Origin of the sequence: Streptomyces sp. NPDC047982 (assembly GCF_043204165.1) — a bacterium.
Classification (GTDB): Bacteria; Actinomycetota; Actinomycetes; order Streptomycetales; family Streptomycetaceae; genus Streptomyces.
In genome coordinates this window covers 83632-104520 of sequence record NZ_JBIDBS010000021.1, presented here as the reverse complement: position 1 = coordinate 104520, position 20889 = coordinate 83632, and the positions used below count along the sequence as shown (strand labels likewise).

The 20889-nt window shown below is 72.5% G+C and carries 19 protein-coding genes and 1 pseudogene; 12 read left to right on the top strand and 8 right to left on the bottom strand.

Features of this window, described 5'->3' with window-relative positions; translation table 11 throughout:
- The first annotated feature begins 202 nt into the window (after positions 1 to 202).
- Positions 203 to 1738, top strand: coding sequence for a peptidoglycan DD-metalloendopeptidase family protein (locus ACGF2V_RS24565; RefSeq protein ID WP_362624653.1), 1536 nt, complete (start codon positions 203 to 205; stop codon positions 1736 to 1738).
- Here the strand turns inward: ACGF2V_RS24565 and ACGF2V_RS24560 are convergent.
- Positions 1708 to 2634 (bottom strand): DMT family transporter, encoded by a 927-nt coding sequence (locus ACGF2V_RS24560; protein ID WP_362709057.1) that lies wholly within the window; start codon positions 2632 to 2634, stop codon positions 1708 to 1710. The two genes, ACGF2V_RS24565 and ACGF2V_RS24560, sit on opposite strands and share 31 nt — an antisense overlap.
- 248 nt (positions 2635 to 2882) lie before the next feature.
- On the opposite strand from ACGF2V_RS24560, the gene ACGF2V_RS24555 reads away from it, so the two are divergent.
- Positions 2883 to 3566, top strand: coding sequence for a (2Fe-2S)-binding protein (locus ACGF2V_RS24555; RefSeq protein WP_392913084.1), 684 nt, complete (start codon positions 2883 to 2885; stop codon positions 3564 to 3566).
- 157 nt (positions 3567 to 3723) lie between these two features.
- Here the strand turns inward: ACGF2V_RS24555 and ACGF2V_RS24550 are convergent, their stop codons facing one another.
- Positions 3724 to 4194: an ATP-binding protein gene (locus ACGF2V_RS24550; RefSeq protein WP_362624647.1), complete on the bottom strand. Its 471-nt coding sequence runs from the start codon at positions 4192 to 4194 to the stop codon at positions 3724 to 3726.
- 510 nt (positions 4195 to 4704) lie between these two features.
- Here ACGF2V_RS24550 and ACGF2V_RS24545 point away from each other — a divergent pair.
- Together ACGF2V_RS24545 and ACGF2V_RS24540 are read left to right on the top strand one after the other, a co-directional pair.
- The gene (locus tag ACGF2V_RS24545) at positions 4705 to 6189 is read left to right on the top strand and encodes an SDR family NAD(P)-dependent oxidoreductase (RefSeq protein ID WP_362624645.1); all 1485 of its coding nucleotides are present in this window, start codon (positions 4705 to 4707) and stop codon (positions 6187 to 6189) included.
- A gap of 369 nt (positions 6190 to 6558) precedes the next feature.
- Positions 6559 to 6735, top strand: a complete 177-nt coding sequence (locus ACGF2V_RS24540; protein WP_362624643.1) for a hypothetical protein — start codon at positions 6559 to 6561, stop codon at positions 6733 to 6735.
- A 92-nt stretch (positions 6736 to 6827) separates the two neighbouring features.
- Here the strand turns inward: ACGF2V_RS24540 and ACGF2V_RS24535 are convergent, their stop codons facing one another.
- Positions 6828 to 8282 (bottom strand): lipase maturation factor family protein, encoded by a 1455-nt coding sequence (locus ACGF2V_RS24535; protein WP_362709063.1) that lies wholly within the window; start codon positions 8280 to 8282, stop codon positions 6828 to 6830.
- 60 nt (positions 8283 to 8342) lie between these two features.
- On the bottom strand, positions 8343 to 8867 hold the full coding sequence (locus ACGF2V_RS24530) for a DUF1990 domain-containing protein (protein WP_362624639.1): 525 nt from the start codon (positions 8865 to 8867) through the stop codon (positions 8343 to 8345).
- 150 nt (positions 8868 to 9017) lie between these two features.
- On the opposite strand from ACGF2V_RS24530, the pseudogene ACGF2V_RS24525 reads away from it, so the two are divergent.
- The 7 genes and pseudogenes from ACGF2V_RS24525 to ACGF2V_RS24495 form a co-directional block, all read left to right on the top strand.
- Positions 9018 to 9269: pseudogene (locus ACGF2V_RS24525) on the top strand (ATP-binding protein); the annotation flags it as partial.
- Positions 9270 to 9482: 213 nt separating this feature from the next.
- Entirely contained in the window at positions 9483 to 10874 is a 1392-nt protein-coding gene (locus ACGF2V_RS24520) for a wax ester/triacylglycerol synthase family O-acyltransferase (protein WP_362624637.1), read from the top strand.
- Positions 10875 to 10987: 113 nt separating this feature from the next.
- On the top strand, positions 10988 to 11740 hold the full coding sequence (locus tag ACGF2V_RS24515; RefSeq protein WP_362624636.1) for a LytTR family DNA-binding domain-containing protein: 753 nt from the start codon (positions 10988 to 10990) through the stop codon (positions 11738 to 11740).
- A gap of 64 nt (positions 11741 to 11804) precedes the next feature.
- Positions 11805 to 12167 (top strand): hypothetical protein, encoded by a 363-nt coding sequence (locus ACGF2V_RS24510; RefSeq protein WP_362624634.1) that lies wholly within the window; start codon positions 11805 to 11807, stop codon positions 12165 to 12167.
- Complete coding sequence (locus tag ACGF2V_RS24505) at positions 12164 to 13645, top strand: cation acetate symporter (protein ID WP_362624633.1); 1482 nt, start codon at positions 12164 to 12166, stop codon at positions 13643 to 13645. The genes ACGF2V_RS24510 and ACGF2V_RS24505 overlap by 4 nt, the downstream gene beginning before the upstream one ends.
- A complete protein-coding gene (locus ACGF2V_RS24500; RefSeq protein ID WP_362624631.1) occupies positions 13642 to 14850 on the top strand; it encodes a histidine kinase in 1209 nt (402 codons plus the stop codon). The genes ACGF2V_RS24505 and ACGF2V_RS24500 overlap by 4 nt, the downstream gene beginning before the upstream one ends.
- A gap of 111 nt (positions 14851 to 14961) precedes the next feature.
- The gene (locus tag ACGF2V_RS24495) at positions 14962 to 15129 is read left to right on the top strand and encodes a zf-HC2 domain-containing protein (protein WP_362624630.1); all 168 of its coding nucleotides are present in this window, start codon (positions 14962 to 14964) and stop codon (positions 15127 to 15129) included.
- On the opposite strand, the gene ACGF2V_RS24490 is transcribed toward ACGF2V_RS24495, so the two are convergent.
- Both ACGF2V_RS24490 and ACGF2V_RS24485 read right to left on the bottom strand, forming a co-directional pair.
- Positions 15078 to 15632: a sigma-70 family RNA polymerase sigma factor gene (locus ACGF2V_RS24490; RefSeq protein ID WP_362624629.1), complete on the bottom strand. Its 555-nt coding sequence runs from the start codon at positions 15630 to 15632 to the stop codon at positions 15078 to 15080. The genes ACGF2V_RS24495 and ACGF2V_RS24490 overlap by 52 nt on opposite strands.
- 275 nt (positions 15633 to 15907) lie before the next feature.
- Positions 15908 to 17353 (bottom strand): amino acid permease, encoded by a 1446-nt coding sequence (locus tag ACGF2V_RS24485; RefSeq protein ID WP_362624628.1) that lies wholly within the window; start codon positions 17351 to 17353, stop codon positions 15908 to 15910.
- A 471-nt stretch (positions 17354 to 17824) separates the two neighbouring features.
- Here ACGF2V_RS24485 and ACGF2V_RS24480 point away from each other — a divergent pair, with 471 nt between their 5' ends.
- Positions 17825 to 18646, top strand: coding sequence for a polysaccharide deacetylase family protein (locus tag ACGF2V_RS24480; RefSeq protein ID WP_362624626.1), 822 nt, complete (start codon positions 17825 to 17827; stop codon positions 18644 to 18646).
- Positions 18647 to 18762: 116 nt separating this feature from the next.
- Here the strand turns inward: ACGF2V_RS24480 and ACGF2V_RS24475 are convergent, their stop codons facing one another.
- Positions 18763 to 19530: a hypothetical protein gene (locus tag ACGF2V_RS24475; protein WP_362624625.1), complete on the bottom strand. Its 768-nt coding sequence runs from the start codon at positions 19528 to 19530 to the stop codon at positions 18763 to 18765.
- A 17-nt stretch (positions 19531 to 19547) separates the two neighbouring features.
- Complete coding sequence (locus tag ACGF2V_RS24470) at positions 19548 to 19739, bottom strand: hypothetical protein (protein ID WP_362624624.1); 192 nt, start codon at positions 19737 to 19739, stop codon at positions 19548 to 19550.
- Positions 19740 to 20889: the final 1150 nt, after the last annotated feature.

Below are 20889 nucleotides of genomic sequence, written 5' to 3'. Positions count from 1 at the left end.
GCCGCCGTACGCGCCGTAGCCTCGTACACCTCGTCGGGCGCGAGGGGCGGCGAGCGTTTCGGTACGGGTCCTGATCCGGCCGGTGACACGGCCGACTCGCCGTGACGGGTGGGGCGTTCCGGGGGGCTCTTGTCATCTTGCTTGGTATGCACATAAGTTGGGCGCTTGCGACGTGTCCTACTGTCAGTGGGGGAGCCACAGAATGGCCGCGAACGGACGGCACCGCAGATATCGGCCCAGTCGGCTGAACCGTGCCTCGCTCACCGTCACCGCCGGTGGTGCGGGTCTGGCGCTTCCGCTCATCGCGGCCGCCTCGGCCGGTGCCGCGTCACCGGACGTCTGGGAGAAGGTCGCCGCCTGCGAGGCCACCGGCGACTGGCACATCAACAGCGGCAACGGCTACTTCGGCGGTCTGCAGTTCTCCCGGTCGACCTGGGCGGCCTACGGCGGCACGGTCTACGCCCCGCGTGCCGACCTGGCCACCAGGAACGAACAGATCGCGGTCGCCGAGAAGGTCCTCGAAGGACAGGGGCCCGGCGCCTGGCCCCGCTGCTCGACACAGGCCGGGCTGAGCACGGGCGGGAAGTCCCCTGACATCGCCCCGCAGTCGGAGCGGAGCAGTCACGTACCCGGTGGTGACGCGCGGCCCGCCGGGCAGGCGTCGGCGAAGAAGGCCGCGGCGAAGCGGACCACCGCCCCCGTGACGCCGACCACCGTGCCCGGCGAGCACGAGTCGTACACCGTGGCCCGCGGCGACTCGCTCTCCGCGATCGCGGCCACCGAGCGTCTGGCGGGCGGCTGGCAGCGTCTCTACGCGGCGAACCGTGATGTGGTCGGCGACGATCCGGATCTCATTTTTCCCGGACAGCGTCTGAGCCTCGACACGGCCCGGGCGCCGGGGACGGGCTCCACCGCGAACCCGGCACCGGCGGCGCGAGCGAAGAAGGCGGAGACGAAGCCGAAGAAGGCGGAGCCGAAGCCGCAGGCCGAGTCGCACACGAGGACGGAGCCGCAGCGCCAGGAGGCCAAGCCCCATGACGGGGCGACGAAGCGCGACAGTGGGTCCGCGAAGTCCTGGGACGAAGCAGCGAACCCTCGGGTCAGGGCGGCGAAGTCCCAGGACCGGGCCGCGGCGGCCCGGAGCCGGGTCGCCGAGCCCCGGCGCGAGGCCGTGGAACGGCGCGAGACGGCGAAGTCCCCGCAGTCGGCCGCGAGGCCGAAGCCGAAGACGCAACGGCACGAGGCGGCGAAGTCTCCGCAACCGGCCGCGAAGCCGAAGCCGAAGACGCAGCCGAGGAGCACCGAGGCGCGCCATCCGGCGCGGTCCGAGACACGTCAGGGCCTCGTCGCGCCCGTGGCGGCGGGCGTCGGCACCCCGTACCACCGGGCCGGTGCCTGGGCCAGCGGTTACCACACCGGTGTCGACTTCCCCGTTCCGACCGGCACATCGGTCAAGGCGATCGGATCCGGCACCGTCGTCTCGGCCGGCTGGGCGGGTGCGTACGGGTACCAGGTCGTGATCCGGCACGCCGACGGCAAGTACAGCCAGTACGCGCATCTGTCCGCGGTCCACGTACGGGAGGGGCGGCACGTCTCGGCGGGGCAGCGGATCGCGCGCTCGGGCTCCACCGGAAACTCCACCGGCCCGCACCTGCACTTCGAGATCCGTACCGGTCCCGGCTACGGCTCGGACATAGACCCGCTGGCCTACCTCAGGGCGGGCGGCGCCAGCGTCTGACGGCCCCGGGCCCGTGCCCGGCCGCTCCGGGCCGGGCGCCCGGGACCTCTCAGCCCTGCCGCGGGACACTCCGTGTCCGGCCGCTGCGTCGTGAGCAGAACGATCCCGCCCGCGGCGACCGCGCCGCAGACCAGCGCGAGCACGGTGCCCGCCGTACCGTGCAGGAAGCGTTCGTCCAACATCGTGATGCCGACCACCGCGGCCACCACCGGGTTCACCACGGTCACCGTGGCCAGCGCCGCGGTCAGCCCGGCCCCCCGGTACGCGGCCTGGGACAGCAGCAGCCCCGCCCCGGCCAAGGCGACGATCGCGGCCAGCGACGGCACACCGGCCGTCACCGCGCCCGAACTCCACTGCACCGCCACCTCCTTCGTGAACACCGACGCCATGCCGAACGCGACGCCGGCGGCGACCGCCAGGACGACGCCACGCGTCATCGGCCGGGGCACCGCCCCGGAGACGAGGAGGAACGCCGTCAGCGCCCCGAGCGACACGCCTGCGAGCAGCAGCCGGTCAGGTCCGTCCAGCGTGTGAGCCCCGCCGTCCCCGGTGAGCGCCAGCAGCCCCGCCAGGCCGACAGCCGTCAGGATCGCCCCGCGCCGGGCCGCGGCGCCCGCCCGACGGCGTACGAACACCGCGGCCATCGGCAGGGCGAAGACGATGGTCAGCGCCCCGAGCGGCTGCACGAGGCTGAGCGGGCCGTACGCCAGCGCCACCACGTGGAGCACCGCTCCCACCCCGTTCAGCGTCACGGCGCCCCACCAGACGAGGTTGCGCGCGAGCGCGAGCGGGCGGCCGTCTCCGGCCGCGGCCACGTGTTCCTGGACGATCGCCCCGGCCGCGTAGGCGACCGCCGAGACCAACGACAGGAGCAGGGACAGTGCGAGGGAACTCATGGGCACCACCCTGTCCCCTCGAAGCCGCCGCGTCGTCGTACCTGAGTCGGCGATCTCGTGTACTGCTCAGGTTGTACGGGGCACGACCCCGGTATCGCCTTGCGTCGGTCGTCCTCCCCGCGAGGGACCCCGGGGGGCGGGTCCCCGGGGGTACGGTGAACGCCGCGCGCGATCGAAACACGCCCTCGGCCACCGGCGGCGGCGTGGACGTGCGGCAGAGAAGGGGCGGAGAAGTGGGCGAGGACGGCGTGACGGACGAGCCGGCGGCGGTCTGGCCGGGCGGGTTCTTCACCCTGCGCACCACCGCGCCGCCCGGGGGCGCGCACCGGCCGCTGGCACGGCTGTACGCGGGGGAGACGGCACCGCTGGCCTCCCGTATCGACATGGTCGCGGCGCGGCACCGGACGCGCGAGCGAAGAGTCGCCGCCTCCATCGCGCAGTTGGGGCTCGCCGCCCGGCTCTGGTCGATCGCACTCGGCTCGGCCACGCTGACCGGCCGTTTCCCCGATCTGTCGTCCGCCGCCCTGCACTGGGACCCCCGGGCGAGCTGCCCCGACGACCTGTGGCTGAGCACCGCCGAAACGTTGCCCGGCACCGCCGAGCGGATACGGGAGGTGGTCCAGCACGGTCACCTCGTGCCGCTGGCCGAGGCGATCCACCGGGACGGCCCGCTGTCGGACCGGCTGCTGTGGGGCAACGCGGGCTCGGCCCTGGCGGGCGCCCTGAGCCAACTCGTCGACCTGGCGCGCGCGACCCACCGCCCCGAGGTGGCCGCGCGGGCCCGTGCACTGACCGCCGAGCTCTTCGACGACCCGGACCTGCGGAACACCGGGTCCCCGCACGACACGGCGTTCCGGCGCCGCAGTTGCTGCCTCTACTACCGCTGCCCGGCCGGAGGACTGTGCGGCGACTGCGTCTTCGGAGGCACCTGACACGTCTGACACGGCTGACGAGCCTGATGACACGTCTGACGAACTCGATGTGACCGGTACGCCTGGCGCGGCCCGACACGTGGGTGACGGACCGGGGCGGGGTGGGCCGGGGCCGGGCGTGGTCGTGGGGCGGACGGCGTCCCGCCCGCCCCACAGCTCAGCTGCTCAGCTCGAACTCGGCGCGGATGCGCTTGCCCACCGGCACGCGCTCGGCGGTCAGCCGGTCGCACAGCGCCACGACGATCTCCATGCCGTGGCCCCCGGGGCGCGCCGGGTCGGGTGAGAAGAACAACGGGAGCGCCGTGCTGCTGTCGTACACCGTGACGCTGACGCGCTCCGCGGTTCCCTCCAGCTCCAGCAGGTACGGTCCTTGGGTGTAGCGGTCCGCGTTGGTGACCAGTTCGCTCACGGCCAGGATCAGATCGCCGCGGGTGCGCTCGCCGAACACCGCGAGCCATTCGGCGGCGAGCCGGGCGAGGAAGCGGTCGGCCAGGGCACGGGCCCGCGCGATGCAGCCCGGCTGGCCGTCGAACACCTCGGCGCTGTGCAGAACCTCGGCGGGGCCGTGGCCGGTGGGACGTTCCGGGCGGGGACGGTCGGCCGGCCGTGCGGTGACCTGTTCGTTCATGTGCTCCAGCCAGGCGACGCAGGGGTGTTTGGTGACGGCTTCTCGACGTTCGCCTACCCGCGACGAGCGGTCTCACTCCGGGGAGGCACCGGCCCGTCCGCGCGGGCCCGGCGTACTCCTCGACGGTGTGGAACTCCTCGGCGAAGTGACGGGCGTACGGCTTCCGCGGCCCTGGTCACCGAGCGTGGCCCCGGCCGCACAGGAGGGAGCATATGTGACCCGTTCATGCCGGAATCATGGGGGCGGAACAGGGAGGGCACGGGGACGGAACGGACGTGGCACCGGGAGGGAAGCGGGGGCCACGGGGCGGGAGCTGGGCGGCCGCCGGACCGGGGGCGCCGGGCGGGCCGACCACGCGGGGACGACGGCGCGGTCGACCCACGCGTCGCGGGTCTCGTGCGCGGATCACGCGAACGGAGCAACGCCCGGTGCATGGCAGACTTGACCGGGGCGTTCCGCCCGGCAGGAGCAGGTGCGGCGGTCTCCGCCACGAGTGACAGAGGAATGGCAGTGACGGTGACAGAGGACGGTCCGGAGCTCGCTTCCGGTTCGGAGGAGTTCGGTCCCGGCATCGATCCGGAGCGGCTGGCCATCTGCCTGAGCGTGCTGGAAGAGCTCGACGGCATCGAGATCGACCACCCCGACGCCATCGCCGTGCGCCGCGCCACGGCCGGGATCTACCGGACCGTGAAGCAGCGCCGCCGGCAGGAGCGACGCGCCGCCAAGACCGCCCACGACAAGGCCGTCACCGAGGCCACCGCCACCGGTTCGGCCGACCGCATCGACGACGAGACCAACGGCGTCCTGCCGTCGTCCTCCACCACGTCCGAGATCGCCGGGATCCTGCAGCGCCCCCGCTCGTGCTACATCTGCAAGAGCCGGTACGTGGAGGTCGACGCGTTCTACCACCAGCTGTGCCAGCCCTGCGCCAAGGAGAACCGGGCGCGCCGCGACGCCCGTACCGATCTCACCGGTCGGCGCGCGCTCCTCACCGGTGGCCGCGCGAAGATCGGCATGTACATCGCGCTGCGGCTGCTGCGCGACGGTGCGCACACCACCATCACCACCCGCTTCCCCAACGACGCCATCCGCCGTTTCAAGGCGATGCCGGACAGCGACGAGTGGATCCACCGGCTGAAGATCGTGGGCATAGACCTGCGCGACCCCGCCCAGGTCGTCGCGCTCGCCGACTCCGTGGCCGCCGAGGGCCCGCTGGACATCCTGATCAACAACGCGGCGCAGACCGTGCGCCGTTCCGCCCACGCGTACAGCGAACTGGTCAACGCGGAGTCGGCCGCGCTCCCCGCGGGTGAGCTGCCCGCCGCCGAGGTCATCGGCGCCTTCGGCAGTGGCTCCGTCGACCGGGTGGCGGCCCTCCCGGCCGCCCGCCAGGACGGTCTGACCGCGCAGGACGTCACCGAACTCGCCCTGGTCAGCGGGTCCGCCTCGCTGGAGCGGATCGCCGCCGGCCGCGCCATCGACGCGGGCGGTCTGGTGCCCGACCTGCACGACACCAACAGCTGGATCCAGACGGTCGACGAGGTCGGGCCGATCGAGCTGCTGGAAGTCCAGCTCTGCAACTCCACCGCACCGTTCATCCTCATCAGCCGGCTCCGTCCGGTCATGGCGGCGACCGCGGCCAAGCGCGCGTACGTGGTCAACGTCTCCGCCATGGAGGGGGTCTTCAGCCGCGGCTACAAGGGGGCGGGCCACCCGCACACCAACATGGCCAAGGCCGCGCTGAACATGCTCACCCGCACCAGCGCCCAGGAGATGTTCCAGAAGGACGGCATCCTGATGACCGCCGTCGACACCGGCTGGATCACCGACGAGCGGCCGCACCCCGACAAGATCCGCCTCGCGGAGGAGGGCTTCCACGCCCCGCTCGACCTGGTCGACGGCGCCGCCCGCGTCTACGACCCGATCGTGCGCGGCGAGGCGGGCGAGGATCTGTACGGCTGCTTCCTCAAGGACTACGCGCCGGCCAACTGGTAGCCGACGAGGATCGCGCGCCCGTCGACCGGTGACCGACGGGCGTGGGCGGGCCGCGGACCCGGCCGGGAGACTCCTCCTGGCCGGGTTTTTGCCGTATTGAACGGCCGAAAGTGAGCTATGGCACACGTTCTATCGAGCGGGAACATGCTCATTTGGTTACTCTGATGTGAACGGGCGTCATCGGGGAGTCCACAAAATCCTCCTCGACCGTCCAGGGACAGGCTCGTCAACCGAGTCACCGTCCCGCCCCGCATACGGCGCCACCGCGACCGAAACGTTCTTTTCCCTGCCCCTCACGGGTGGTCGACTCCCGGAACGAGGCCGGGAAGTCGGCGGCGCCCCGGGTTACGCGACACGAAGGAGTGCGCGGTGACGACACCAGAGCTGACGAAGCAAGAGAAGCGACCGGCCGAACGGTACGGAGGGCGGGCGCAGCAGCCCGAGAAGCTCCGGAACATCGAGGTCTGGGCCAGGTCCGCGCCGATCAGGCTGGCCGGCTACGAGGACGACCTCGCCGAGCCGCACATCCTGCCCGGCATCGACTGACCGCGCCGGGGCTCCGGGCCCGCCCCGCATCCGGCCGCGTCCGGAGGGCGGCCCGGAGTCCCGGCGTGTGCCACCCGGGCCGTCGAGGCCCCTCAGAGCCGCCCGTCCGGCCGGGGCTGCCCGGTCCGGTCGCGCCGGGCGGGACGGAGCGACACGGGGGGCATGAAGTCCCGTACGAGTGTCCGGTGCCACCAATGCCCCGTGGCCCGCAGCTCCCGCCAGGTCGTGTACCGGTAGTGGTACAGCCGGGCGCGGACATGGACGGGCGGGGCGTTTGGGAACGGGTTGTGGCGCAGGAGCCGCAAGGTGTCCCGGTCGTTCTCCAGCAGCCGTGCCACGAACGGACCGAACCAGGGACCCGCGTAGGCGGGGGAGAGCGCCGCGAACCACATCAGCCAGTCGAGCCGCAGGTGGTACGGGGCGAACTGGCGGGGCAGCCGGCCCGGGTCGCCCGGCTTGCCGCGGAACCCGTACTCCCGCCAGACCGTACCCTCGTGGAGCACCTCGTCGTCCGTGCCCTCGACCACGACCTCCAGCCGTACCCGGCTGATGCTGCCGAACGCACCGTAGGTGTTGACCAGATGCAGCGGGTCGAACGAGCGGTTCATCACCTGGCGTCGGGAGACCAGATTGCGCGCCGGACGGTAGCTGAGGAACAGCACCAGCGCGGTGACGGCGATGACGACGATCTCGTACCAGAGCGGCGGTGCGGACTGCGCCGGAGGCTCGGTGAAGAGGGACCAGTCGACGGCGGGCAGGGCCAGGGTGATCGTCAGCCAGTTCAGCCAGGCGAAGTTCCCCGAGACCACCAGCCACAGCTGGGTGACGATCATCAGCCCCGCGGCGACGCTCGCCACCGGCTGCGGAGCGAAGAGAAGCACCGGAACGAGGAGTTGGGTCACATGGTTCGCCGCCACCTCTGCCCGGTGGAGGGGCTTCGGCAGCCGGTGGAAGAACCAGCTCAGCGGTCCTGGCATCGGCTGCGTCTCGTGGTGGTAGTACAGGCACGTCAGCCTGCGCCAGCACTCGTCGCCCCGCATCTTGATCAGACCGGCGCCGAACTCCACCCGGAACAGCAACCAGCGCAGCAGCCACAGCACCAGTACCGGCGAAGCCGTGTGCGCGTTGCCGAGGAACACGGCGAGAAAGCCGGTCTCCAGCAGCAGCGACTCCCAGCCGAAGCCGTACCAGGTCTGGCCGACCTGCACGATCGACAGGTACAGCGCCCACGGCAGTGCCCAGAGCACCATCGCCGCCCAGAGCGGAACGTACGAGTCCACGCCCGCGAGCAGGGCGACGGCGAGCGCGCAGCCCGCCCAGGCGACGCACGCGAAGAAGCGGTCGGAGTAGTGGAGCCGGAACAGACCGGGCGCGTCGCGCCAGTCCGTGCGTCGCAGGAAGTCCGGTACGGGCAGCATGCCGCTTTCACCGATCAGTGCCCGGAACTGGAGCGCGGCGGTGAGGAAGGCGACCAGGTAGACACCGGCCAGGGCCCGCTGGAAGATCAGCCGGCTGAGCCAGTACCCGTCCGCGGTGAACCACTGCATCACCTCCAGTATCGGCCCGACGGCGCGCCGCGGCCCCCTCGGAGGGACCTGCCCGGTCCCTCAGCCCCGCGCGCCCCTGCCCTCGGCGACGAGGCGGCCCAGCGCGGTGCCGAGCCGGCGGGCGTACCACCGCTGGACGACCGGCACCAGGGGCCCGGCGAGCCGCGTGTACCACGCGGCCGGGCGGCTGAAGGCCATGACGGTGAACCACACCGCCCCGTCGTCCGCCAGGTCCACCGCGAAGCACTCCTCGCCGCACTCCGGGTGCCCGGCCTCGGTTCCGTAGCCGAAACCGATGCGCTCTTGCCCGTACGCCGTCCAGACGACCCGGCAGGGCGCGGTGAACCGGAACGGGCCGACGCCCAGGGACACCCGGACACCGGCCCCCGGTTCGGCGCGGGCGGCCGAGGCGCGGACCCGGGCCCCGCTGCGGCGGTGCATGCCCCAGCCGGTGACCGCCGCGCCCGCCGCCTCGAAGTCGGCCCGGCCGCGCCCGACGCGGGCCCGGTGGTGGAGGTGGTGATACCCGTCGGGGAGCGGACCGAGGCGGGTGGCGCCGACCTCGGGGTAGGTGAGCGTGCTCATGCGGGCCTGCCTTCGTGGAGTACGGATCCGGAGCGGCTGATGTGAACGCGTTCAAGGCTGCTCGGCGTGACTCTACGATCACCGTTGAACGTGTTCAAGAGGGTCGGGTCGGCGGCGGCGCCTGGTCGGGGGAAATCCGGGGGCGGCGGGATGACCAATGCCCTGATGCACACGGACGGCGGTGCCGTCGTGACGATCCGGGTGCTCACCGGCCCCGAGCGGCGCCTGCGGATCGATGTGGAGGACCGGTCCAGCACGCTGCCCCGCCGACGACGCGGGGGAGAGCGGGGTCTGCGGCAGGGGGTGATGCTCGTGGACCGGCTCACGGACCTCTGGGGCGCGGAGTCGCGCGGCAGCGGGAAGTGCGTGTGGTGCGAATTCGTGATTCCGGGGCCTGGCTGACCGCCGATCAGTCTCTACCCGACAGTAACTGAACGTCATGGGCTATTCCTTGGTCGTGAGCGATCGAGGGTGAACGGCCGCGGTACCGCCGACCCCGCCCGCCCGCTCGCTCTGCCTCGCTTCGCCTGTTCGTCGTTGTTCGTTCGCGCTTCGCCCTGCTTCACCTTCTTCACCTCCTTCACCTCTTTCGACCTTCGATGACCTGGGGACGCGGTGGGTACTGAGCTGCTGGCACCTCTCGATCTGGCCTTCTGGCACCTCGAGTCCGACGCCCATCCCATGCACCTGGGCGCGCTCGCCGTCTTCGCACCGGCTCCCGGCGCGACGCGCGGCGTCGGCGCCGAGGCCGTCCTGGAGCTGCTGGAGACCCGCGCGGCCGCGATCCCCCGGCTGCGGATGCGGGTCAGGGACGTGCTGCTGCCGGTCGGCGGCGCGGCCTGGTCCGTCGACAAGGACTTCGACGTACGCCGCCACATCGAGCGGGTACGGCCGGCCGGGGAGGAGACGTGGGACGGGGACACCGGATTCCTGGCGGGCGCCACCCGGCTCGCCGGCGAGCTGATGGAACGGCCGCTGGAGCGGGGGCGCCCGCCATGGCGGATGTACGTGATCGGCGGAGCGGTCGGCGGCCCGTTCGCCGTGCTCGTCAAGCTCCACCACGCGCTCGCCGACGGGATGCGCGCGATCGCCATCGGCGCCGGGATCTTCGATGAGATCGCCCCCCTCGCCCGGCGTGCCCCGAGCGGCCCGTCCGCCGTCCGGACCCGAGCGGTGCCGCCCCGTTCCTGGATGCCGGGCCCGCGCCAGGTGGCCGGCCTGGCCCTGGGCCGGATCGAGGATCTCGGCCGGGCGTTCGGGGTCGGCGCCTCCGTGGTGCGGGCCAGCCGTCTGGACCCGCGGGGCGCGCCCGCGCTCACCGCGCGATCCAGCGGCACCCGGCGGCTGGCCACCGCCGACCTGGACCTCGCCGCCGTCCAGCGGATCCGCCGGGCCGCGGGAGGCACGCTCAACGACGTCCTGCTCGCGATCGTCGCCGGGGCCCTGCGCCGCTGGATGCTGGAGCGGGGCGAGCTGCTGCCCGCGGTGGACCCGCGCGCCCTGGTGCCCGTCTCCCGGCGCAGGCCCGGCCAGCCCGCCGCGACCGGGAACAGGCTCTCCGCCTACCTGCTCGCGCTCCCGGTCCGCGAACCCGACCCCCGGCTACGGCTGCACCGCGTCCGCACGGCCATGGACCGCAACAAGGCCGCCGGGCCACTGCGCGGGGCCGGTGCCGTCGCCGTGCTCGCCGACCAACTGCCGTCCCTCGCCCACCGCTTGGGGGCCCCGATCGCGGGCAACGCGGCCCGGATGCTCTTCGACCTGCTGGTCACCAGCGTGCCGCTGCCCCGCTCGGCCCTCTCGCTCGGCGGCTGCCCGCTGCGCGCCGTCTACCCGATGGCGCCGCTGGCCCGCGGCCAGGCCCTCGCCGTCGCGCTGTCCACGTACGGCGGCCGGGTGCACGTCGGGCTCGTGGCCGACGGCGAGGCGCTGCCCGATCTGGACCGGCTCGCGCACTGCGCCGACGAGGAGGTGGGGGAACTGCTCGCCCTGCTACCGGTGTCCTGACCCGTCGTCCGGCGCCCGTCCGGACGAGCATGCGGCCTCCGGAGGGCGCGGCCGCCGACGACCGGCCCGCAGAGGCCCGGCCCGTGACCCCGGACCCGTTCTACACTCCGCCCATGCTGCGCGTACTCGCCGTCGACGACGAAGAACCCGCACTGGAGGAACTCCTCTACCTCCTGCGCGCGGATCCCCGCGTCCGCAGCGCCGAGGGGGCCTCGGGCGCCACCGAGGCGCTGCGCCGCATCGGCGCCGCCGTCGACGCCGGCCCCGACGACCCCGCCGCCATCGACGTCGTCTTCCTCGACATCCACATGGCCGGACTCACCGGTCTCGACGTCGCCCAGCTGCTGGCCGGATTCGCCGCGCCCCCGCTCATCGTCTTCGTCACCGCCCACGAAGGCTTCGCCGTCCAGGCGTTCGACCTCAAGGCCGTCGACTACGTCCTCAAACCCGTCCGGCGCGAGCGCCTCGCCGAAGCGGTACGCCGCGTGGCCGAACAGGTCGGCGACCGCTGCGCACCCGTGCTCGACACCGCGGGCGACCAGATCCCCGTGGAACTCGGCGGAGTGATCCGGTTCGTCCCGATCGACGACATCGCCTACGCCGAGGCCCAGGGCGACTACGCCCGGCTGCACACCGCCACCGGCAGCCACCTCGTCCGCGTCCCCCTCACCACCCTGGAGGAACGCTGGCGCTCACGGGGCTTCGTACGCATCCACCGCCGCCACCTCGTGGCACTGGGACGGATCGACGAACTCCGCCTCGACGCGGGCAGCATGAGCGTGCGCATCGGTACCGCGGAGCTCGCCGTGAGCCGCCGCCACAGCCGCGCCCTGCGCGATCTGCTGATGCGCCGGACCGGCCGCTGACCAGGGGCGACTGGGACGGCAACCCCTTCCCAGGGCCGTCCCACGCTGCGTACACTCCGGGCCCATGTCCGCAGAGCCAACACCCCGGCGCGAAGTGGTGACGGGGGAGCCCCGACGGGTGCGCCCGCTGCCGCGCTACCGCACCCAGTCGGAGATCGACGAACAGACCGCACTCGGCGGCGCGTACGTCCGGTCCCTGATACGCAGTCAACTACGTGCCGGACTTACCGTGTTCGTGGTCCTCGCCGTCGTCGTCGGGACCCTGCCGCTGGTCTTCGAGGCACTGCGCGGCGACGCCCCGGTCTGGGCCGTTCTCGGGTTCGCCGCCTACCCGCCGCTCACCCTGGCCGCCTGCTGGTACGTGCGGCGGGCCGAGCGCAACGAACGCGACTTCGCCCGGCTCGTGGAAGGCCGCCCCGCGCAGTGAGCCGCACGTACGCGGTGACCGCCGTCGCCGTCGTCGTCGCCGCGACCGTCCTCGTCGGCGGCTTCGGGCTGCGCATCTCCCGCACCACCTCCGACTTCTACGTCGCCTCGCGCACCGTACGGCCCCGCCTCAACGCCGCCGCGATCAGCGGCGAATACCTCTCCGCCGCCTCCTTCCTGGGCATCGCGGGGCTGGTGCTCGTGCACGGGCCCGACATGCTCTGGTACCCGGTCGGTTACACCGCGGGCTACCTCGTCCTCCTCGTCTTCGTCGCCGCGCCCCTGCGCCGCTCCGGGGCGTACACCCTGCCCGACTTCGCCGAGGGACGGCTGGAGTCACGGCAGGTGCGCCGCTTGGTGAGCGTCCTCGTCGTCGCCGCGGGCTGGCTGTACCTGGTGCCACAGCTCCAAGGCGCCGGACTCACCCTCAAGATCCTCACCGGGGCGCCCGGCCGGCTCGGCGACGTCCTCGTGGCGGCGGTCGTCGTCATCGCCGTCGCCGCGGGCGGCATGCGGTCCATCACCTTCGTCCAGGCATTTCAGTACTGGCTGAAGCTGACCGCGCTGCTCGTCCCCGCGATCTTCCTGGTCCTCGCCTGGCAGGGCGACGGCCGGCCCCGCGTCTCCTTCGACGACCAGTTCTCCGTCTTCCGCGCCGACCACCCCCTCTACGCCACCTACGGGCTGATCCTCGCCACGTTCCTCGGCACCATGGGCCTGCCCCACGTCGTCGTCCGCTTCTACACCAGTCCCAACGGACGGGACGCCCGGCGCACGACCGTCGCCGTCCTCGCGCTCATCGGCGTCTTCTACCTCCTGCCACCGGTCTACGGGGCCCTTGGCAGGCTCTACGCGCCCGACCTCGGCCGCGGCGGGGACGCGGACGCCGCCGTGCTGCTGCTGCCCGAGCGGCTCATCGGCGGGTTCGGCGGGGACCTGCTCGGCGCGCTCATCGCGGGCGGCGCCTTCGCCGCGTTCCTGTCGACCGCCTCCGGCCTCACCATGGCCGTCGCCGGGGTCATCACCCAGGACGTGCTCCCCTCCCGGGGCGTACGGCACTTCCGGCTGGCCACCGTTCTCGCCATGTCCGTGCCGCTGGCCGGTTCGCTGCTGGTCAGCCGGGTGCCGGTGGCCGACTCGGTGGCCATGGCGTTCGCCGTCTCCGCCTCCTCCTTCTGTCCGTTGCTCGTCCTCGGCATCTGGTGGAGGCGGCTCACCCCGCCCGGCGCGATCGCCGGACTGCTGCTCGGCGGCGGTTCCGCCTTCCTGGCCGTCGCCATCACCGTCAGCGGCGTGGTGAGCCCGCCCGGCTGGACGCACGCCCTGCTCGCCTGGCCCGCCGTCTGGTCGGTACCGGTGGGATTCCTCGCCATGATCCTGGTGTCCCTGGCCACGCCCCGCCGGATACCGCCCGGCACGAACGCGGCCATGACCCGCTTCCACCTGCCGGAGTCACTGACCTCGGGGAGACACCGATGACCGGGGCCGGATACACCGCGCTCGTCGCGCTCGCCCTCCTGCTGCCCGTCGCCGGATTCCTGCTCGGCCGCCGCGCCGCCCGCACGGCCCGCCCCAGCGACGTCGGAACCCCCGTCGAACACGCCACCTTCGAGACCCTGCACACCGCCTCCCTCGCCGCGCCCCCGCTGCGCGCCGGGCTCACCGAGGAGAGCGCCAGGAAGGCCGCCCGCAGGCTTCGCTCCCTGCTCGGCACCGACGCGCTCTGCCTCACCGACCGCGACCGCGTCCTCGTCTGGGACGGCGAGGGAGAGCACCACGGCCGGCACGTCATGGAGCAGGTGCGGGGCCTCCTCGACAGCGGACGGGGCACCGCCTTCTCCGGCCGGTGCGACGACGTCGACTGTCCCCTGCGCTGGGCCGTCGCCGTCCCCCTCACCGTCGACCACCGGGTCCTCGGCACCCTGGTCGCCTACGCCCCGCGCGAGTCCGCCGTCCTGGCGAGGGCTGCCGGGGAAGTGGCCCGCTGGGTCTGCGTCCAGCTCGAACTCGCCGAACTGGACCGCTCCCGCACCCGCCTCATCGAGGCCGAGATCAGGGCGCTGCGGGCCCAGATCTCCCCGCACTTCATCTTCAACTCCCTGGCCGCCATCGCCTCGTTCGTCCGTACCGACCCCGAAAAGGCCCGCGAACTCCTCCTGGAATTCGCCGACTTCACCCGCTACTCGTTCCGCAGCAATGGCGACTTCACCACCCTCGCCGACGAACTGCACTCCATCGACCAGTACCTCGCGCTCGTCCGGGCCCGGTTCGGCGAACGGCTCTCGGTCACCCTCCAGGTCGCCCCCGAGGTGCTGCCCGTGGCGCTGCCGTTCCTCTGCCTCCAGCCCCTGGTCGAGAACGCCGTCAAGCACGGCCTCGAAGGAGCCGCCGACCGGGGCGGGCGAAAGACCTCGACCCACATCACCATCCGCGCGCTCGACGCCGGATCCGAGGCCGAGGTCGTCATCGAGGACGACGGCGCCGGAATGGACCCGGAGCGCCTGCGCCGCATCCTGCGCGGCGAGGGTGGCCGGTCCGCCGGCATCGGTCTGCTCAATGTCGACGAACGGCTGCGTCAGGTCTACGGGGACGACTACGGGCTCGTCATCGAGACGGGCGTCGGCGCCGGGATGAAGATCACGGCACGACTGCCGAAATACCGCGCGGGGGTGCACGGTTCCTGACGACCGGACGGGGCGGCGCGGCCCGCGTGGCAGAAGGACAGGATCCGTCCGGAGCGGACCCGCCCACGACCCGAGGACGCGAAGACCGCAGATCCCGGCGAGGGCCCGCACGTGCGGCGACTGCTCGGTGCCTACGTCCTCGACGCACTCACGGCCGACGAGACGGGCACGGTCGCCCGCCACCTTCGGACCTGCGACGGCTGCGCCGCCGACGACGTGGAGGTCGCTCAGGCCGCCTCGCTGCTCGCGCTGCTGACCGAGGACGACCTGCCGGAGTAGCCCGGCAGGCTCCGGGAGAGCCGGCGCAGCGCGTAGTAGGACCGCGACTTGACCGTGCCCGCCGGGATGCCGAGCACCTGCGCCGTCTCGCCGACGCTCAGCCCGCGGAAGTACATCTGGACGAGGACCTCGCGGTGCTCCGGGCTGAGCGCGCGCACCGCCTCGCGCACGTCGAGCGCCGCGACCGCGGCCTCGGCGGTGTCGTCCTCGCCCGCCGTGCCTTCCAGCACCACGTCGCTGACCTCGGCGGGCCGGGCCTGTCTGGACCGCCGCGCGTCGATCGCGAGGCGCCGGGCGACGGTGAAGAGCCAGGGCCGCATCGACGCGTAGGGGGCGTCGAACGCCTCCGGATGCTGCCAGGCCCGCACCAGCGTCTCCTGGAGCAGGTCCTCCGCCCGCTGCCGGTCGCCGAACGTCAGCCCGAGCAGGAAGCGGAACAGGGCGGGGCCGTGCTTCCGCTGGAGATCCGCGAGGGACCGCTCGTCCGTCGTCATGGTGGTCATCGTGAACGCCCTTCCCCGCGCCGGCCCTGCCGTTTCGTTGTCGACGGGCGTATCCGAACGCATCCGGACGCCCGGGAACAGGCGACGGGCGGGGTCGTGCGACGAGCGGTCGCACAGTGCGGCGAATGGTGCGGTGAACGGTCCGGCGGGCGACGGACGGTCGGCGGCCCGCCGCCCGGATCCGAACGAATGTCCGATCGGTGCGGTGGTCCGGGGGCGACCCCGCGCGGACGTCCCCGGCCGGCCGGCCGGGGCGTGGTCGCGCACGGGCGCCCTCAGTCCGGACGGTCCGTGTCCGCCCCCGGCGTCCTCGCCATCTCCGACTTCCGGTACGAATAGCCGAAGTAGATCACCAGGCCCACCAGGAACCACACCAGGAACCGCACCCAGGTCTGCCACTGCAGGAACGTGATCAGCCAGAGGGAGAACACCACGCCGAGGGCCGGGACGAACGGCATGCCGGGGGTGCGGAACGTACGCGGCAGCTCGGGGTGCCGGTAACGCAGCACGATCACCGCGACGCACACCACGACGAACGCCAGCAGGATGCCGATGTTCGTCAGCTCGGCCGCCTCGCCGATCGGCAGGAACCCGGCGATCACGGCCGCCGCCCCGCCGACGATCCAGGTCACCCGGGTCGGCACGTGCCGGGTCGGGTGGGTCTTGGCGAACCACTTCGGCAGCAGCCCGTCACGGCTCATCGAGAACCACACCCGGGTCACCCCGAGCATGAAGGTGAACATCACCGTGAGGATGCCGATGATCGCGCCGACCGCGATCACGTCGGCGAGACCGCTGAGCCCCACCGACTTGAACGCGGAGGAGAAGCCGGACTCCGGGTCGATGTCCTTGTAGCTCTGCATGCCCGTCAGCACCAGGCACGCCGCCACGTACAGCACCATCGAGACGGCCAGCGAGTACAGGATCGCCTTCGGCATGTGCCGCTGGGCGTCCTTGGACTCCTCGGCGGCGGTCGACATGGCGTCGTAACCGAACACCGCGAAGAAGACCGTGGCCGCGCCGGTGAAGACTCCGCTCACCCCGAACGGGAGGAACGGGTGGTAGTTGGCCCTGCTGACGTGGAACACGCCGACGCCGATGACCAGCAGGACGACGAGGACCTTCAGCGCGACCACGACGGTCTCGAAGCGGGCCGCGTTCTTGATGCCGAGGGTCAGGAGGTACGCCACGAGCAGACACAGCAGCGCGGCGAACAGGTCCACCCGGTGTCCGTCCCCGGTGCCGGGCGCGCCCAGCATCCATGCCGGCAGCTTCAGCCCCATCTCACCGAGCAGGAAGCCGAAGTAGCCCGAGATGCCGATCGCTACCACCGAGACGATCGCCGTGTACTCCAGCAGCAGGTCCCAGCCGATGAACCAGCCGACCAGCTCCCCGAGCACCGCGTAGCCGTAGGTGTAGGCGGACCCGGCCTTCGGGATCAGGCCCGCGAACTCCGCGTAGCTGAAAGCGGCGGCGGCGCTCGCCACGCCTGCGATCAGAAAGGAGATCAGCACCGCCGGCCCGGCGGTGCCGTTCGCGACCGTGCCGGCGAGCGTGAAGATGCCCGCGCCGATGATGCCGCCCACACCGATCGCCGTGAGCTGCCACAGACCGAGCGATCTGGTGAGCTGAGCGGTGGCGTCCCCCGTCGGTGCCTTCTCGTCGATCTGCTCGATCGGCTTGCGGCGCAACACGCCCTCGCCCACTCGCAGCCCGGCCATGAGTCACCTCTCCGCTGACGGATGTCGCTGACGGGCGCTCATGATGACCCAGGCGATGTCTGTTCGAAAGACGGCGTGCCGTCCTGTCGGGGCGGCGGCCCCGCGACGATCACGGGACCACCGTGACGGTCCAACGGCCCGCTCGTTGCATGGCGCTGTCGGCCTGTCGGCCTGTCGGCCTGTCACGGCGGCGAGGCCATCCGCTGGCGACGTCGGTGTGGGGAGCGGGCGGAGTGCGGCACGGGCCGTTGCGTCGGCCGGGCGCGGGCACGTCCTGGGGACGGGTGTGATGCGTCCCGGGGCGGGGTGCGGAGGCGGTACGTACGGCCGGAGCCGCGACCGGTGCCGGCGACGGGCGCGGTCCGGTCCGAACTCCGCTCACGTCACGGGCATTCCGCCCATCGAGTGCAAAACGGTGAGTGGGCGGTGTCGTTGATCGGCACAGGACGGCGGACGTGCGAGCAGTTGGTCATGAAGAACGATCAAAGGCTTCCGGGCCGAAGGGCGTTGCTGCGGCTGGCCGCCGGACTGGGCACCGCCGGTGCCGTGCGCCTGATCGCCGCGGATCCGGCCGGAACGCCGGTCCGGCCGCCCGCGCCCGACCGGGCGGGTGCCGCCGGTCCTTCCTCGGCCTTGCGGGAGGTGCCCTCCCCCTACCGGCCGGCACCCATGACCGGGGGCGCCCCGCCCCCCGTCCGCACCCGGCCCTTCGAACATCTGCCTGAACTCGGGCACGCCATGGTGCTCACCTTCGACGACGGCCCCAACCCGCTCTACACCCCGCGCATCCTCGACACCCTGCGCGAACACGATGTCCGCGCGATGTTCTTCGTCTGCGGCGAGACGGCCGACGACAACAGGGACCTGGTGCGGGCGATCGCCGACGACGGCCACACCGTCGGCAACCACTCCTGGACGCACCCCCTGGTCACCGAGCTGTCCCGGGCCGGGGTGCGGGACGAACTCGGCCGTACCAGCGAGGTGATCGAGAAGGCCACCGGCACGCCGCCGGTCTGGTACCGGGCCCCGTACGGGGCATGGAACCGGAGCTCCTTCGAGATCGGCGCCGAACTCGGCATGGAGCCGATGGCCTGGACCGTCGACACCCTCGACTGGACCGGACCCGACGCCGGAACCATCGTCCGCAGGGTCCGCGACGGCGCGGCGCCCGGCGCCGTGGTGCTGTCGCACGACGCGGGCGGTGACCGTTCGCAGAGCGTGTCGGCGCTGCGCCGCTATCTGCCGGAACTGCTGGAGCACGGTTACCGGATCACGGTGCCGCGACGCCGGTGACCGTGCCGCAGGCGCCGCTCAGGGGCGAAACCGCGCGTCGTTCGTCCCGTCGGCCGGGGCGTGGCCGCCCGGGGCGCCGGCCCGTACGGGCCGCGCGGTCGCGGGCGTCGGCGGCCCTATGTGCCCGCCACGCCGGGGAACAGGTCCAGGAACGGTTCCGCGGTGGCCGAGATGCCTCGGCCGAACGGGGTGTCGAAGTCCCAGATCAGGAAGAGCAGGAAGGCGATCAGGGCGCTGAAGAGGCCGGCCAGCAGCAGTTCGCGGGAGGTCCTGCGGATCTGCAGCGTGAAGATCAGCCCGACGGTCACCAGCGCGCCGATGACGAGGCCGAACCAGACCACGCCCGGCATGGTCGAGCCCGCGCTCTGCCCGCGTGCGCCGCGCGCGTCGTCGGCCGCGGCGACCTGATCGACCAGAGGCTGGTAGGACTGCGCCTCGTAGTCGTTCGCCGGCCGGTGGTCGGTGACGTCGGCGCGCACCCGGTCGAGCAGCCGTGTCCCCTCCTCGTCGAGGGAGCCGTGTTCGGCCATCGTCCGCCACTCGCGTGTGACGACGTGGGCGACATAGGCGTCGACGTCGGCGCGGATGCGCTTGCGGACCTCGGCCGGGTACACCGAGGAGCGTGCGCTCACCTCGTGGAGCGCCTGGGCCTCCTGGCGCACGTACTCCTGGGCGGCGCTGCGGCCCTCCCAGACACCGGCGATCGCGAGCCCCAGCACGATCGCGTAGACCACGCCGATCATCATCGTCATGTACTCGATGACGTCGGGTGTCTGGGACGGGTCGTCGTCCTCCCCGATCCGGCGGTTGTTGAGCACGGCGATGGTCAGGACCACGGCGCTGACCGCGACCATGGCGAGCGCGAGAACGAGCCATTCCGACATGGATGTCTCTCCGGAGGTCATCGGGAGCGGGGGCGCAGCACGGCGGCGGCGAACACCGCGGGGGCCGTGATCAGCAGGGTGAGGGTGATCAGGGAGGGGCCGCCGCGGAGGGCCTTGCGGGACGGCCCGCGGTAGTCCGGGTACGCGGCGGGCCGGGGCCCGGGCGGCGCGGGAAGCGCGGAGGGAGCGGGTGACAGGGAGGGGGGCACGGCTTCCGGTTCGGGTCGCGACGGTTGGGGACGGGGTGACGCGGGACGGGGTGATGCGGTCGGTTTCGTAGGTGGCGCGGGGGCCGACGGAGGCGACGGGGGAGGTGATGGCGGACGCGGTGGTGCGGGCCGCGGGGGCGGTTCGGGCGGCGGGCTCGTACGACAGGGGTCGATGCCCGCCACGGCGACGGCCGACGTCCCGCCGTCCTCCCCGGGGGCGGCGTGGGCGCAGCTGTCCGCACCCGCCGGTACCGGGACGGGCAGCAGCCAGAGGAGCACCACGGCTGACGCGAGCCGGGCTATGCGTGATCCGTACACGAGCGGGAGCATGGTCCCGCCACGCGTGCGGCACGCCGGGAAAGAGCCGGTGTTCCCCTGATGGTGGGACAAGACGGCGGAGCGCTTGCGACGCCGGGCAATTCTCTGAACACGACGGTGGTCAGGGGGACTTGCCGTCGGCCCTCACGCCCGGTGCGGGAGCGGGGCGCCGGGCGGGCCCCGGTCGTGTTCACGGTAAAACGGTTGGGATACCATGCGGCTCCGCCTGCCGGGGGCCCGTGCCGCATTGCGATGGTGACCGCGCGAAGGCGGGGCGGGTTTTCGGGGAAGCGCGCCGGTTTCGCCGAGGTGTGTCCCGCAGGGCGGTCCGCGCCGTGCGGGCCGCAGGTTTCGTGGTCGAAGTCGAAGATCCGTTCGCTCTGAACGCGGCCCCCGCCGTCCCGGGCATTTGCCCGTGGGGACCCGGAACTCGAAGTCGCGTCGGCGGGACGAGTGCGGAGTCGCGCGCCCACCGGTTCACGTAAGGCAGCGGTTCGCGGCCGCGTCGCCGCCGTGTGTGCCCGCGGTGGTGGCCGATCCTTGCCCTCCTGGCAAATGTGAGAGGGAAAGGCTCCACCGGTAAGGGATTCGCGGCCTCCATTCGGCTCGCGGGAACCGACCGAACCGTTCGCCGTCATGGTCCGTACCTGTTCCTGGCGTCAGGTCTGTACCATTTTCGGTGAGGTGACGATACGTCGACGCGAACTCCGCCAAACAGCAGGGGCGGTGTATACGGGAGCCGCATGATACGCGCCCCCTTGAGGCCCTCCTCCGGCAGGCCGTTCCCCTCGGGCAACGGTGCTTCGCGACGGCGGAGGGGCCGTGAACGTCA

Bases quoted from the DNA above. Each gene is read 5' to 3' on its own strand.
- ACGF2V_RS24565 (WP_362624653.1), top strand. From the start codon at position 203: ATGGCCGCGAACGGACGGCACCGCAGATATCGGCCCAGTCGGCTGAAC.
- ACGF2V_RS24560 (WP_362709057.1), bottom strand. From the start codon at position 2,634: ATGAGTTCCCTCGCACTGTCCCTGCTCCTGTCGTTGGTCTCGGCGGTC.
- ACGF2V_RS24550 (WP_362624647.1), bottom strand. From the start codon at position 4,194: ATGAACGAACAGGTCACCGCACGGCCGGCCGACCGTCCCCGCCCGGAA.
- ACGF2V_RS24535 (WP_362709063.1), bottom strand. From the start codon at position 8,282: ATGCAGTGGTTCACCGCGGACGGGTACTGGCTCAGCCGGCTGATCTTC.
- ACGF2V_RS24530 (WP_362624639.1), bottom strand. From the start codon at position 8,867: ATGAGCACGCTCACCTACCCCGAGGTCGGCGCCACCCGCCTCGGTCCG.
- ACGF2V_RS24515 (WP_362624636.1), top strand. From the start codon at position 10,988: ATGCTGCGCGTACTCGCCGTCGACGACGAAGAACCCGCACTGGAGGAA.
- ACGF2V_RS24510 (WP_362624634.1), top strand. From the start codon at position 11,805: ATGTCCGCAGAGCCAACACCCCGGCGCGAAGTGGTGACGGGGGAGCCC.
- ACGF2V_RS24500 (WP_362624631.1), top strand. From the start codon at position 13,642: ATGACCGGGGCCGGATACACCGCGCTCGTCGCGCTCGCCCTCCTGCTG.
- ACGF2V_RS24490 (WP_362624629.1), bottom strand. From the start codon at position 15,632: ATGACCACCATGACGACGGACGAGCGGTCCCTCGCGGATCTCCAGCGG.
- ACGF2V_RS24485 (WP_362624628.1), bottom strand. From the start codon at position 17,353: ATGGCCGGGCTGCGAGTGGGCGAGGGCGTGTTGCGCCGCAAGCCGATC.
- ACGF2V_RS24480 (WP_362624626.1), top strand. From the start codon at position 17,825: ATGAAGAACGATCAAAGGCTTCCGGGCCGAAGGGCGTTGCTGCGGCTG.
- ACGF2V_RS24475 (WP_362624625.1), bottom strand. From the start codon at position 19,530: ATGTCGGAATGGCTCGTTCTCGCGCTCGCCATGGTCGCGGTCAGCGCC.